Source organism: Vibrio sinensis (assembly GCF_003605645.1).
Classification (GTDB): domain Bacteria; phylum Pseudomonadota; class Gammaproteobacteria; order Enterobacterales; family Vibrionaceae; genus Vibrio; species Vibrio sinensis.
Map to the genome: position 1 here is coordinate 62,474 of NZ_QVMU01000026.1, position 13,608 is coordinate 76,081.

Annotated in this window: 15 protein-coding genes; 8 read left to right on the forward strand and 7 right to left on the reverse strand. The window is 44.1% G+C overall.

Annotation, left to right across the window (positions count from 1 at the left end; all coding sequences use genetic code 11):
- Positions 1-9: 9 nt before the first annotated feature.
- The 4 genes from trkA to def form a co-directional block, all read right to left on the reverse strand.
- Complete coding sequence (gene trkA / locus DZ860_RS19720; RefSeq protein WP_120034555.1) at positions 10-1,386, reverse strand: Trk system potassium transporter TrkA; 1,377 nt, start codon at positions 1,384-1,386, stop codon at positions 10-12.
- A gap of 59 nt (positions 1,387-1,445) precedes the next feature.
- Positions 1,446-2,726: a 16S rRNA (cytosine(967)-C(5))-methyltransferase RsmB gene (rsmB, locus tag DZ860_RS19725; protein ID WP_120034557.1), complete on the reverse strand. Its 1,281-nt coding sequence runs from the start codon at positions 2,724-2,726 to the stop codon at positions 1,446-1,448.
- Between the two features lie 98 nt (positions 2,727-2,824).
- On the reverse strand, positions 2,825-3,772 hold the full coding sequence (fmt, locus tag DZ860_RS19730) for a methionyl-tRNA formyltransferase (protein ID WP_120034559.1): 948 nt from the start codon (positions 3,770-3,772) through the stop codon (positions 2,825-2,827).
- A gap of 32 nt (positions 3,773-3,804) precedes the next feature.
- Positions 3,805-4,317, reverse strand: coding sequence for a peptide deformylase (gene def, locus DZ860_RS19735; RefSeq protein ID WP_120034561.1), 513 nt, complete (start codon positions 4,315-4,317; stop codon positions 3,805-3,807).
- A gap of 187 nt (positions 4,318-4,504) precedes the next feature.
- Between def and DZ860_RS19740 the strand changes: the two genes are divergently transcribed.
- Genes DZ860_RS19740 through DZ860_RS19755 form a run of 4 tightly spaced genes read left to right on the forward strand, consistent with a single transcriptional unit; the run spans position 4,505 to position 7,823 of the window.
- Positions 4,505-5,614: a LysM peptidoglycan-binding domain-containing protein gene (locus tag DZ860_RS19740; protein ID WP_165862940.1), complete on the forward strand. Its 1,110-nt coding sequence runs from the start codon at positions 4,505-4,507 to the stop codon at positions 5,612-5,614.
- The gene (gene dprA / locus DZ860_RS19745) at positions 5,611-6,738 is read left to right on the forward strand and encodes a DNA-processing protein DprA (protein WP_120034565.1); all 1,128 of its coding nucleotides are present in this window, start codon (positions 5,611-5,613) and stop codon (positions 6,736-6,738) included. The genes DZ860_RS19740 and dprA overlap by 4 nt, the downstream gene beginning before the upstream one ends.
- 2 nt (positions 6,739-6,740) lie before the next feature.
- Positions 6,741-7,220 carry a DUF494 family protein gene (locus DZ860_RS19750; protein WP_120034567.1) on the forward strand — a complete coding sequence of 160 codons (480 nt, stop codon included), beginning with the start codon at positions 6,741-6,743 and terminating at the stop codon, positions 7,218-7,220.
- Positions 7,221-7,241: 21 nt separating this feature from the next.
- Entirely contained in the window at positions 7,242-7,823 is a 582-nt protein-coding gene (locus DZ860_RS19755) for a DNA topoisomerase family protein (protein WP_120034569.1), read from the forward strand.
- A 78-nt stretch (positions 7,824-7,901) separates the two neighbouring features.
- Here DZ860_RS19755 and DZ860_RS19760 read toward each other — a convergent pair whose 3' ends face one another.
- Positions 7,902-9,035 carry a 5-(carboxyamino)imidazole ribonucleotide synthase gene (locus DZ860_RS19760; RefSeq protein ID WP_120034571.1) on the reverse strand — a complete coding sequence of 378 codons (1,134 nt, stop codon included), beginning with the start codon at positions 9,033-9,035 and terminating at the stop codon, positions 7,902-7,904.
- A 3-nt stretch (positions 9,036-9,038) separates the two neighbouring features.
- Positions 9,039-9,524: a 5-(carboxyamino)imidazole ribonucleotide mutase gene (gene purE / locus DZ860_RS19765; RefSeq protein WP_120034573.1), complete on the reverse strand. Its 486-nt coding sequence runs from the start codon at positions 9,522-9,524 to the stop codon at positions 9,039-9,041.
- 197 nt (positions 9,525-9,721) lie between these two features.
- On the opposite strand from purE, the gene tsaC reads away from it, so the two are divergent.
- From tsaC to DZ860_RS19785, 4 genes are all read left to right on the forward strand, one after another.
- The gene (gene tsaC / locus DZ860_RS19770; protein WP_120034575.1) at positions 9,722-10,279 is read left to right on the forward strand and encodes an L-threonylcarbamoyladenylate synthase type 1 TsaC; all 558 of its coding nucleotides are present in this window, start codon (positions 9,722-9,724) and stop codon (positions 10,277-10,279) included.
- A gap of 51 nt (positions 10,280-10,330) precedes the next feature.
- Positions 10,331-11,251 carry an oxygen-dependent coproporphyrinogen oxidase gene (hemF, locus tag DZ860_RS19775; protein ID WP_120034577.1) on the forward strand — a complete coding sequence of 307 codons (921 nt, stop codon included), beginning with the start codon at positions 10,331-10,333 and terminating at the stop codon, positions 11,249-11,251.
- Positions 11,252-11,319: 68 nt separating this feature from the next.
- Entirely contained in the window at positions 11,320-12,153 is an 834-nt protein-coding gene (gene aroE, locus DZ860_RS19780) for a shikimate dehydrogenase (RefSeq protein WP_120034579.1), read from the forward strand.
- On the forward strand, positions 12,153-12,419 hold the full coding sequence (locus DZ860_RS19785; protein ID WP_120034581.1) for a DUF1488 family protein: 267 nt from the start codon (positions 12,153-12,155) through the stop codon (positions 12,417-12,419). The genes aroE and DZ860_RS19785 overlap by 1 nt, the downstream gene beginning before the upstream one ends.
- Here the strand turns inward: DZ860_RS19785 and DZ860_RS19790 are convergent.
- Positions 12,409-12,960, reverse strand: a complete 552-nt coding sequence (locus DZ860_RS19790; protein WP_120034583.1) for a gamma carbonic anhydrase family protein — start codon at positions 12,958-12,960, stop codon at positions 12,409-12,411. The two genes, DZ860_RS19785 and DZ860_RS19790, sit on opposite strands and share 11 nt — an antisense overlap.
- Between the last annotated feature and the right edge of the window lie 648 nt (positions 12,961-13,608).

A 13,608-nucleotide genomic window follows, 5' to 3' on the forward strand; every position in this document is an offset into this window, starting at 1 on the left:
GTGTTGTACCTAGAGGAAAAATGGACTCGGTTGGAAGAGGGCTTCTACGTCAGGGACGTATTTTTTGTCGACTAAGAACATTACGACGTGGTCGTCTTGTTCGATAACCGTTCGGTCATGTGCGATCAGCACTTCTTCACCACGAACAATAGCACCAATGGTAGTACCAGGTGGTAATTTGATTTCGCCGATAGGGCGGCCTACGACTTTTGACGTGGTTTCATCACCATGGGCAATGGCTTCAATGGCTTCAGCAGCCCCACGACGTAAAGACGATACGTTAACGATATCTGCGCGACGAACGTGCGTTAATAGTGCAGAAATTGTGGCTTGTTGTGGAGAAATCGCGACATCAATAACACCGCCTTGAACCAGATCAACGTACGCACCACGTTGAATCAACACCATCACTTTTTTGGCTCCCATGCGTTTTGCTAGCATGGCAGACATGATGTTTGTTTCATCTTCGTTGGTTAGTGCAATGAATACATCTACTTGGTCGATGTTTTCTTCATTGAGCAACTCTTGGTCTGCGGCATCACCACAAAAGACGATGGTATTTTCTAAGTCTTCAGATAGACGCTCAGCGCGTTGGTAGTTGCGCTCGATCAGCTTCACGCTATATGACTGCTCTAAGCGTTTCGCTAGACTTGCGCCAATGTTACCACCGCCGACAATCATGATGCGTCGGTATGGTTTTTCTAGTCGCTGTAACTCACTCATGACAGAGCGAATATGGTTACTTGCTGCAACAAAGAACACTTCATCATCAGCTTCAATGATGGTGGTCCCTTGTGGGCGAATAGGGCGACCTTGACGGAAAATTGCAGCAACACGCGTGTCGATATGTGGCATATGTTCACGTAATGCAGATAACGCATTACCAACAAGTGGGCCACCGTAATATGCTTTTACTGCAACGAGGCTAACTTTTTGCTCGGCAAAGCTAACAACTTGTAATGCCCCTGGATATTGAATCAAACGTTCAATGTAGCTGGTAACCAACTCTTCTGGTGCAATTAGGTGATCGACAGGTACGGCACCTGATTGAAATAACGCTTCTTTTTCAGCAAGGTATTGAGGTGAACGTATACGTGCAATACGGTTTGGGGTATTGAAAAGAGAAAAGGCAACCTGACATGCCGCCATATTCGTTTCATCGGTGTTTGTTACTGCGACCAGCATATCGGCATCTTGTGCGCCGGCTTCGCGTAGTACGTCTGGGTGGCTAGCATGGCCATTAACCACGCGTAAGTCATATTTATCTTGTAACTCGCGCAGCCTGTCACCGTTTTTATCCACGATGGTGATGTCATTGTTTTCGCCAACCAAGTTTTCAGCGAGAGTTCCGCCAACCTGACCTGCACCAAGAATGATGATTTTCATACACTTATCTCATGTTTCCACTCAAATAGGCGACGATGAGATCGTCGCCAATATGCTGTTTACACGTTTTTTGTCATAACCGCGTAGTAGAAGCCATCCATATCTTCTTCACCTGGAAGAATTTGGCGACCTGGGTTGCTGATATCTGTGCCTTCTAACGTCGCATCATTTGTACGTGCAAGGAAAGCTTTTACCTGCTCGGTATTTTCTTGAGGTGTGATTGAACACGTTGCGTAAACCAGCGTGCCACCCGGTTTTAGTTGCAGCCACATCGCATCTAAAATTTCGCTTTGCAATGTTGCTAGTGCTTCGATATCACTCGCGCGGCGCAACCATTTGATATCTGGATGACGACGAATTACGCCCGTTGCCGAGCATGGCGCATCCAGTAAGATACGGTCAAATTGTTCACCTTGCCACCATTCTTGAGGATAACGTGCGTCACCGCAAATTACGTCTGCTCGAAGTTGAAGACGCTCAAGGTTATCGTGAACTCGATTTAGGCGAGTTGGATCGCTATCAATCGCAACGACTTCTGTGTCGACAGTATGCTCTAGAATGTGTGCCGTTTTTCCACCTGGGGCAGCGCAGCAATCTAAAATTAGTTCACCATCTTTTGGCGTTAAGTAATCAACAGAAAGCTGTGCAGCAGCATCTTGCACTGATACCCAGCCTTTATCAAAGCCCGGCAGTAAAGTGACATCACAAGGTGCGTCTAATTTGATCGCATCAGAGGCGTAGGCGTGAACACTGCAAGCAATCTCAGCTTGCTCCATTAACGCTAGATATTCATCACGAGTGTGATGCTGGCGGTTTACACGTAACCACATCGGCGCTTTGCTGTTGTTGGCTTCAACAATGTTTTCCCACTGTTCAGGGTAACTTTCTTGTAGCAGTTTCAGCAACCAGCTTGGATGACCATATTTGCCAGCGTTGTGGCTAACGGCAATCGCATCCAACTCTTCTTGGTTACGTAAATAGTTACGTAGTACCGCATTGATTAAGCCACGTAGACTTGTTCCGCGCAGTGTTTCTGTACCCTCAACAGTTTCAGCAACCGCCGCGTGAGCAGGGATTCGCATAAAACTTAGTTGATAGATACCAACCAAGATTAAGTGGTGGAATACGCGCTTTTTACCCTTAAGCGGGTTTTCCATTAACTCATTGGCGATAGATTCAAGACGTGGAAGATAACGCAAAGCGCCATAACAAATTTCTTGAAGTAATGCATGATCGCGTGGGCGAATCGTTTTTTGAGCAGCAGGAAGAGCGTGAGACAAAGATTGGCCTTTGTCGACCACTTGGAATAGGACGTTTGCAGCAGCAGCGCGAACATTCATGGTGAATACCTTAAATTAAGTGGGGACATCTCTGTCCCCTAAAATGTACTAGCAGTAATGATTACTGTGTTTATACGTTTGTTGTGGTTTTGTCGCCGTTAACTTAACTGGCTACCCACTTCAAACCAAGAAGCACGTGAATTCAAAATATCTTGAACTGACATGGCTTTTTTACCTGGAACTTGCAATTGCTCTAGCACAAGTACACCTTGGCCAGTTGCTACGTAGATACCGGTTTTATCCGCTTGGATAATAGTACCAGCGGGTTCATTGCTAAGCTGGTCTGCAACACGGCTTTGCCATACTTTGATGCTATTCTCAGCAACGTCAAAGTGACTCATTGGCCATGGATTGAAAGCGCGGACACAACGTTCAATGTGCGTTGCATCATCATTCCAATCAATGCGAGCTTCTTCTTTACTCAGTTTTTTAGCGTAGTTTGCTAGCTCATCATCTTGCTTGACGGCAACGGCGGTACCCGCAGCGATGTCTTGAAGACATTCAACTAATGCCACCGGGCCTAATTCAGCCAGTTTAGCGTACATAGAGGTACTGGTATCAGTCGCTTCGATAGGTAGTGTCGCCACTTTTAGCATATCACCAGTATCAAGACCAATATCCATTTGCATAATGGTGACACCTGTTTCTGCATCACCTGCCCAAATTGAGCGTTGGATTGGTGCAGCACCACGCCAGCGAGGCAAAATAGAACCATGCACGTTAATACAACCCAGCTTTGGTGTATCTAGCACAGTTTGAGGTAATAGTAGGCCATAAGCGACCACGACCATGATGTCTGCATTTAGCGCAGCAAGTTCTTGCTTAGCTTCATCAGATTTAAAGTTTTCTGGCTGATACACAGGAACATTGTGCTCAAGCGCAAGGTTCTTAACAGCACTTGCCGTTAGTTTTTTACCACGACCTGCAGGGCGGTCAGGGTTAGTGTATGCAGCAATAACTTCGTGCTCCGAAGACAACAACGCCGCCAAGTGAAGGGCGGCGAAGTCCGGAGTACCTGCAAATACAATACGTAGAGGTTTGCTCAAGGTACTTTCCTTCTCAATATAATGTTCGCGAATTAGTTTTGTTTTTCGTTAAAACGTTTGATCTTCGCGAGTTTATCTTGAATGCGTTTACGCTTTAGTGGCGATAGGTAATCAACAAATAGTTTACCCTCTAAGTGATCAAGCTCGTGCTGAACACAAATAGCCAATAGGTCATCCGCTTCAAACGAGAACGCTTCACCGTCACGGTTAAGTGCTTTCACTGAGACTTCTGCTGCACGAGACACAAGAGCACGTGCACCAGGAACAGAAAGACACCCTTCTTCGATGCCATCTTCACCGCGTTTTTCAGTAATTTCAGGGTTGATAAGCACCATTGGCTCATTACGGTTTTCTGAAATATCAATAACCACGATACGTTGGTGAACATCGACTTGCGTTGCAGCAAGGCCAATGCCTTCTTCGTCATACATGGTTTCAATCATGTCATCGACGATTTTTTGAATCTCAGGTGTCACGGCTTCTACGGGCTTGGCCACTGTGCGAAGGCGATCATCTGGGAATGTTAATACTTGTAATACAGACATATACACTCGTAATGTTGAACTGTGCCGAATCAGGTTAAACCTTATTGGCTCAATTCTAGACATTTTATACCCCAAATGACAGCATCATTGCGTAATTTGGCGAGGGTTCTCAATTCCTTTTGCTTAATTAGGAATGATGTATTTGCCTATTTTGATGGTGATTTTGTTAACAGCCAAGGGTGGCGCTATGTCTCGAGCGACAAGGTACTCAGTTCCGATTCTCGTTTTCCTATTGATGACGGTATCGAGTAATGGGAGCAAAGCGGACAACACTCTGTCTATAAAGGAAAATAAACCAAGCTCTTACACGGTAGTAAAGGGAGACACCTTGTGGGGGATTTCAGGTATGTACTTAGAAAACCCCGAGATGTGGTCTTATTTATGGCAAGTAAATCCGGATGTAACCAATCCAAATTTGATTCACCCTGGCGATAAACTCCATTTGAGTTGGCGATACGGGCAACCTAACTTAAAGACAAAACCTACCGTGAAGCTCAGTCCAAGAGTAAGAGTTATAAAGAGGCAACCAACCCCCGTTATCGATGAAGGTATTGTACTTCCTTATTTAGAGTCATTGCTGTTGCTCAATAAAAATAAAGTGGCGAAAAGTTCGCGTGTACTTGGTGCTAGTTCTGGCTTAAAACTTCTTTCTCAGCAGGCTTTGCTTTATGTCAGTGGCCATCAGACTCACAAAGCGTGGGGTTTGTATCGTATCGTGAATGAGTTTACCCGTGACGAACAGGTGATGGTTGCCGTGAAAAAGATAGCGTCAGCGACTCTGGCTATCTCGGATGAAGAGTTCTCTGGCTTGGTAGTCGATGATCTGCGCCAAGAAATCTTAGTCGATGACATTGCTCTGCCTTTTGTCGAGGAACAACAAGAGGTTGTTGATATAGCGTTGACACCCAAACCAGCTCCATTTGGTCTTGAAACTCATATTTTAGGCGCATTTGATGATGTGCACTTTGCCGCAAATGGCCAAGTCGTGGTGATTGACCGAGGTAGAGATGATGGTCTAACCAAAGGAAGTCACTTTTCTCTATTTAACCAAGGAGCAAAAGTCATTGCGAAGTCATCAGCATCTGAACACCTGCAATTAGCCATACAAAATAAGATCATTTTACCGGATAGTCGGATAGGGCACTTAATGGTGATCCAAGCGTATGAATCGATCAGTTTGGCTGTGGTTATGGGGAGTATTAGCCAGGTAAGCAAGGAGACCCAACTTCAAGCTTCGACAGCTGCGGAAATCAAATCTTTGTCGAACTTCAATTCGGCTGAAAGTAAAAGACCATGAATATGGATGATCTCTCAGCTTGGCTTGCGCTTTACTTTACGCCAAAAATTGGCTCGTCCCGATTTGCTCGCCTACTCGCCAAAGACTCACCAGCGAATATTTTAGCTTCTAACGATAAAGCACAAGAAGCAATAGGCCTGACAATGGAGCAACGTTTGTTTATTCGTCAACATGCATCGCAAAGAGTTGAAGCATGTGTTGAATGGCAGCAAAAAAGCGCAGATCACCATATCGTCACGTTAATAGATGAAGTATACCCATCCTTATTGAAAGAGTCGGGAGCGGCTCCCGGTGTTCTCTTTGTTAAGGGGGATTTGTCTTGCCTTTCATTACCCCAAATAGCAATGGTTGGCAGCCGACATGCATCCATGGACGGGTTAGCTAATGCTACTCGATTTGCGAAAGCTTTGGTGGATAAGTCACTAGTTGTTACAAGTGGTTTAGCTCTCGGTATTGATGGACATGCTCATGATGGTGCTTTGCAAGGTGGCGGGCAAACAAATGCAGTATTAGGCAGTGGGTTAAACTATATCTATCCTGCTCGTCATCGCGACCTAGCGCAGCGGATTGCCCAATCTGGAGCTTTGATTTCAGAATTCCATCCAGATGCGAAACCAAAACCAGCCCATTTTCCTCGCCGTAATCGCATTATTAGTGGGTTATCTTTAGGTGTTTTGGTCATTGAGGCGGCAGAAAAAAGTGGCTCGCTGATCACCGCTCGATATGCAGCAGAGCAGGGGCGAGATGTCTTTGCTATTCCCGGTTCCATTCAACAGGCAGGGGCAAGGGGGTGCAATAGTTTAATAAAACAAGGCGCTTGCTTGGTTCAAAATGTTGAAGATGTTTTAGATGAAATGGAAACCTTAATTCGCTGGTCTAATAGTAATAAGGTGTCATCATCCAGAGCATTGCAGACAGAATTGTTTGAAATACAGAATGATGACCAACCCATTCCTTACGCTGATTTACTGATGAATATCGGAAGCAACGCTATTCCAGTTGACATTCTGGCCAACATGACCAATATACCAGTGCAAGAAGTCATGATGCAGCTCTTAGAGCTTGAGCTTTCAGGACATGTTGTCGCGGTTTCTGGTGGTTATATTCTAAAGGGGAGGGGCTAGCTATGATGATGGATATCCTAATGTATCTATTTGAAACTTACATCTATAGCGATGCAGAGTTACAGATCAACCAAGATGAGCTTGAAGATGAACTACTTCGAGCTGGATTTGATCAACAAGACATATATAAAGCCCTTGTCTGGCTAGAAGAGTTGACAGAATTGCAACAGAGCGAAGCGCACTCTGCGATTTCAGTATGCAGCACGTCATCCTCAACAAGAATCTATACAGAAGAAGAGCTCGATAGACTAGATATTGATTGCCGTGGGTTTCTACTGTTTCTAGAGCAAGTCGGTGTGTTGAATACCGAGATGCGTGAGATGGTTATGGACCGAGTAATGGGACTCGAAACCAATGATTTTGAGCTAGACGATTTAAAATGGATTATTTTGATGGTGTTATTCAATGTTCCTGGCAATGAAAGCGCTTATACCCTTATGGAAGAGTTACTGTACGCCAAAGAGCAAGGTGTTCTTCACTAAGTCGTCGATTGAGAGATATGTATGAGCAGTAAGATTGACCGTCAATTGTTTTCGGCCAATGAGCATGCGTTAGAGCATCAAGCTTGTCCTAAATGTTTGGAAGAGCAGCGAGACGGTGAATTACATTTACGTCACGGCAAGCACGGACCATTTTTAGGTTGTACCTTATACCCTGATTGTGACTATATTAAGCCATTGCATCAGAACGATGGACATATCGTTAAAGAGTTAGGTGTGGCTTGCCCTCAATGTGGGCATGAATTGGTTTTACGCCAAGGCCGCTACGGTATGTTTATTGGTTGCAGTCATTTTCCACAATGCAATCATATTGAATCCTTAGATCAACCGCTGCAAGCGGATGTCAGTCATGACATTACTTGTCCTGAATGTCGCAGCGGACATTTAGTCGAACGTAAGACACGGTTTGGTAAATTATTTTATGCATGCGATAACTACCCGAAGTGTAAATTTGCGGTGAATCAACCGCCTATCGTTGGGCAATGTGAAGTGTGTCGTTATCCACTGCTAGTCGAGAAAACATTAGCGAGTGGAACTAAGTATCAATGTGCCGACAGAAAGTGCCATCATACTCAATCACAGTGATGGATATTGAATAAAAAGCGACGTTATTAACGTCGCTTTTTGCGTTTAGAATCATTGTTGTTTTTCTATTCTAGAAAATTAAGCCGAGAAATTTTTAGCGAAATCATGCACGGCTGGGAAAGCTTGTGAATCTAACACGTTGGCTAGAGCACAAAGTCGGCGTTGTAATTCACCACTATAGTCTCCACAAATATTAATGTGGCCCATTTTTCTACCCGCTCGTTTCTCTTTGCCGTACCAATGAATATGACATCCCGGCATTTTAAATAACTCATCAGGTAATGTGTCTTCGCCAAGAATATTGATCATTGCTGTTTCTCGAACCAACTTAGTACTACCAAGTGGTAGGCCGCAGACACTTCGCAAATGGTTTTCAAATTGGCAAGTTTCAGCGCCTTGTTGTGTCCAGTGACCAGAGTTATGGACGCGAGGTGCAATCTCGTTAACGAGTAGAGTCCCATCAACATCAAAGAACTCTAGAGCTAGAACGCCAACATAGTTGAGGCTTTTCGCTACGGAAGAGAACATTTGTTCCGCTTGCTGCTGTAATTCAGGATCAGCAATAGCAGTGGAAAGACTGAGTACACCATCGGTATGAATGTTTTCTGCTAATGGGTAAGTGACGATTGAACCGTCTTTACCGCGAGCTCCGATTAAGGAAACTTCGCGTGTAAATGGAACAAATTCCTCAGCAACAATAGATTGATTATCACTAGCTTCGATGCACTGTTCCATTTCCAGCCAAATATTGTTGGCAAGTTCAGGATCTTTTAAGCGCCACTGGCCTTTACCATCATAGCCACCAAGAGCGCTTTTTAAGACCATGGGGGTTCCGATATGCTCGATTGCTTTGTCAAGATCTGCGCGGGTTTGAATCACGTGATATTTAGCGTTACGAACTTGCGCTTGTTCGAGCAAGGCTTTTTCTATGCGTCGATCACCACCGGTCTTGATTGCATCCGCTGATGGGAAAAACTTGCCGCTTTGCTCGCAGGTATCGAGAACATGATGTGGAATATGCTCAAACTCAGCCGTGATAACATCACAAGCTTCTATTGCTGACAGCAGTCCTTTACCCAACACAGCTTGAGTCAGTGGGTGAACGACCGTTTCAGTATTGACGTCGTATGCAGAGACTTGGATGTTTAGTGGCGCACCTGCTAAAGACATCATTCGTGCTAGTTGACCCGCTCCAAGAACTAATACGCGCATGGGTTAGTCCTCTGCTGGGTTTGGGTTAGCAAGTACAGTTTCGGTTTGTGCTGCTCGGAAGTCTTCAACTTTCGCCATGATTCTTTCGTTATGAATTCCGAGGATTTGAGCAGCAAGTATTCCAGCATTTGCTGCACCCGCTTCGCCAATGGCAAGAGTTCCTACCGCAATCCCTTTTGGCATTTGTACGATAGAGAGTAATGAATCCATCCCTTTTAATGCACGTGATTGAACCGGTACCCCAAGGACAGGAATACTGGTAAATGCTGCCGCCATTCCAGGAAGGTGAGCTGCACCACCTGCACCAGCAATAATCACCTTAATACCACGCTCTTTTGCGCTGGTGGCATAGTCGGCGAGTAGTTGAGGAGTTCTGTGTGCTGAGACAACCTTCGTTTCATATTCAACGCCAAACTGATCAAGCATTTCTGCTGCAAGCTTCATTGTTGGCCAATCTGATTTTGAACCCATGATGATACCGACTTTCATCTCAAACTCCTTCAAGCTACAAAATTGGGTGAGCGCGTAATTTGAGCGCATTATACGAGTATTTTGTCGCCAAGCAAACGTTTGCTTTTCGGTTGAGGCGACTTTGATACAATTTATAAACAAATTGCTTTAGTCACTGACAAAGAATGTTTGTAAACTTGGCATAAGCTCAACTTAATAATAGAAAGGAAGGATTGGTGGATAATTTTGAACAGGCTCTTGCTGCACTTAAACATGGTGAAGTGATCGCTTACCCAACAGAAGGTGTGTTTGGGGTAGGGTGCGATCCTGATAATCCTACTGCGATTGAAAAGCTACTTGAGCTTAAGCAAAGACCTGTTGAGAAAGGATTGATCCTGATTGCCGCCAATTATGACCAACTTCTTCCTTATATTGATGAATCGCAACTAAACGATGAACAGTTAAACACCGTTAAAGCATCTTGGCCTGGCCCTTATACATGGATTATGCCTGCCAGTGATCGAGTTTCTCATTGGGTATCAGGGCAGTTTGATTCGATAGCTGTGCGTGTAACTGATCATCCTTTAGTTCAAAAAATGTGTATTGCATTTGAAAAGCCATTAACCTCTACCAGTGCGAATCTGACAGGGTTACCACCGTGTATGACAACGGAAGAGGTTGAATCTCAGCTTGGTGATAAACTGGTCGTGATTTTAGCGGGGCAAACCAGTGGTCGTGATAAACCCAGTGAAATCCGTGATGCTAAAACGGGAAACATATTAAGACAGGGCTAAACCTAACGTAATCTCTTATGAGTCAGATTGTAGACAGAAAGGAAAGAAGTGATGCCAGCAGTAATTGATAAGCAAGCCGTTAAAGAATTTCTAATGCAGTTACAAGACTCAATTTGCCAGCAGCTTGAACAAGCTGATGGTCAGGCTGTTTTTGTCGAGGAAGTTTGGCATCGAGAACCTGGAGAACGCTTAGGTGGTGGTGGCCGGACTCGTGTTATGACTTCTGGTGATGTCTTTGAGCAAGGAGGAGTCAACTTCTCACACGTTCAGGGTAAAGAAATGCCAGCGTCTGCGACTGCTCACCGACCTGAATTAGCAGGACGACGCTTTGAAGCGATGGGTGTATCACTGGTGATGCACCCTAATAACCCTTATATCCCTACGTCACATGCTAATGTTCGATTTTTCATTGCAGAAAAAGAGGGTGAAGATCCGATTTGGTGGTTTGGTGGTGGTTTTGACTTAACACCTTTTTATCCATTCAAAGCTGATTGCCAATTCTGGCACGCTACGGCAAAAGAGATTTGTGCTCCATTTGGTGAAGAAGTTTACTCCGAACATAAAGCTTGGTGTGACAAGTACTTCTATCTTCCACATCGTGACGAAACTCGCGGCGTAGGTGGTTTATTCTTTGATGATTTGAACCAGTGGGGATTTGACAAGAGTTTCCAGTATATCAAAGCTGTCGGAGAGGGCTTTACGCAAGCGTATATTCCTATTGTTGAGCTACGTAAAAGCGAACTATTTGGTGAGCGTGAACGCCAATTTCAGTTATATCGTCGTGGGCGTTATGTCGAATTTAACCTCGTCTTCGATCGAGGTACTTTGTTTGGTTTACAAAGTGGGGGTCGAACAGAATCAATCTTAATGTCGATGCCACCTTTAGCTCGCTGGGAATACGGTTATCAACCAGAACCGGGATCGGCAGAAGCGGATCTTTATGAGAATTACCTCAAACCACGAGAGTGGTAACGCTTTCCTCTATATATAGATAGTGATAGGGTCTTGATAGACCCTTTTTAATTTCTGGTAATAAGGATATGACTCAGCAAATTGATCGCTATGCCGTATTTGGTAACCCAATTGGCCAAAGTAAATCGCCATTTATTCATACACTGTTTGCTCGCCAAACGAATCAACCTATGACTTATACCGCTGAGCTTGCACCTATTGATGGTTTTAAGACAATGGTGGAGGCTTTTTTTGCAGAACAAGGCCGGGGTTGTAATGTCACTGTACCCTTTAAAGAAGAAGCGTATCAGTTTGCTACTCAACTAACAGAGCGAGCACAACTAGCCGGAGCAGTGAATACACTGAAGAAGCTAGACGATGGCCTCGTTCTAGGTGATAACACCGATGGTGAAGGCTTAGTGCAAGATCTATTGCAACATCGAGTGATATTAAAAGGTGCGCGGATTCTTTTAATTGGTGCAGGTGGTGCCGCTCGTGGAGTGATTAAAGCGTTACTTGATCAGCAGCCAAGCGAATTAGTGATCACCAACCGTACTGAGAGCAAAGCCGCTCAACTAGCACAGCTCTTTGCGCCTTACGGAAATGTATCTGCAGTCGTAATGAGTGAAGTCGAAGATCCGTTTGATGTCATCATCAATTCGACGTCTGCGAGCTTAAGTGGTGATTTACCTGCGATCTCTTCTTCTATATTCTCAGCACAAACTCAAGTGTATGACATGATGTATGGTCAAGGGCTCACTTGTTTTAATCAATGGGCGTTAGAGCAAGGAGTCATTCAAGTCTATGACGGCTTAGGCATGCTTGTCGGACAGGCTGCAGAAAGCTTTATGTTATGGCGTGGGCTTAGGCCTGGTACAAAACAAATCTTGCGAGAACTTCGTAGGAACTTAGAAGGTATGTAATGAATCAATCTATTTTGTTTCCAGATATCCAATCTTGGGACGAAGAGCTAGAAGCGGTGGTTTTCCCTGCACAGCAATCCGGAGCCTTGATTGAATGTCTTGTCGGGCAATCGGTGCTCGAACATCTATCAGGCCGCTCAATTATGACACCCCAACAAGCGGTTGAGGTGTTTGAGCAATATCGCTTTGATATTGAAGAGCTAGCAGAAGAGCAAATAGAAGACGAACAATTTAATGCATCGGGCCAAATTGTGATTACTCGTTAATGTCGATAACGTCACTGAGGTAATCATTTTTGTTCTCGACGTAGTTATTGGCTGATTTTTGTAAGAAAGCACGCTCTTTATCTGAGAGAGGGCGAGCTTGCTTTACTGGGCTACCCACATAAAGAAAGCCGCTTTCTAAAGTTTTACCAGGAGGAACTAAGCTTCCTGCACCAATCATCACTTCTTCTTCTATTATTACACCATCTAAGACAATGGCGCCCATGCCCACTAAAACTCGATTTTGAATTTGGCATCCATGTAGCATGACTTTATGACCGATTGTCACATCATTACCAATAATAAGTGGGTAGCCATCAGGGTTTTCGGCATTCTTGTGAGTAACGTGTAATACGCTGCCATCTTGAATATTCGTTCGTTGCCCAATATGAATATGATTCACGTCGCCACGGGCAACAACTAACGGCCATATGCTGGAATCATCGCCAATTTGAATATCACCGACTAAAACTGAGCTACTATCTATATAGACATCTTTACCTATACGAGGTTTTATTCCTTTATAGCTACGCAGTGAACTCATGATTTCTCCTTTATATAGCGTTTATATCGCGTTTTCCTGCCTATTTGGGCATAGGATTGTGGGTAAAATAGCCATCTTTGAATAGAAAACACCCAAAAGGCAAATAAATCAAAAAAAAGTGCAAAAAGGGCTTGCCAACGTGACGATGATCTCTATAATGCGACCTCACTGACACGGAGCGCTTCGAAGCTTAGGTTTCGAAAGAATGACTACCGAGTTGGTGAGGTTATTAAGCCAAGCAAATGCTTGAAAAAGTTTTGAAAAAAGTGGTTGACACTAAAACTTAAATCGCTAAAATGACCGCCTCTTCCAAGTGATGTGAATCACAAAGAAGAACGCTCTTTAACAATATAAACCTATCAATCTGTGTGGGCACTCGTTGATGATAATCCAATAAGTTTTTGCTTAGGCRAAGACTGTTTCTTCGGAAACAAATTGGGTTCAATGAACTGAGTGACCAATACGAATAAYGACTTTCTCTTGTAGAAAGGAATTATTTGGCACAGTCAATTCATTATCGTTCTGTTGGAACGATAATAGCTTTAAAATTACTTCTTACTTTCGAGTAAGGACAGTTTTGAAGTCAGTATTCATTGAGCCGACAAAATCTTAAATTGAAGAGTTTGATCATGGCTCAGATTGAACGCT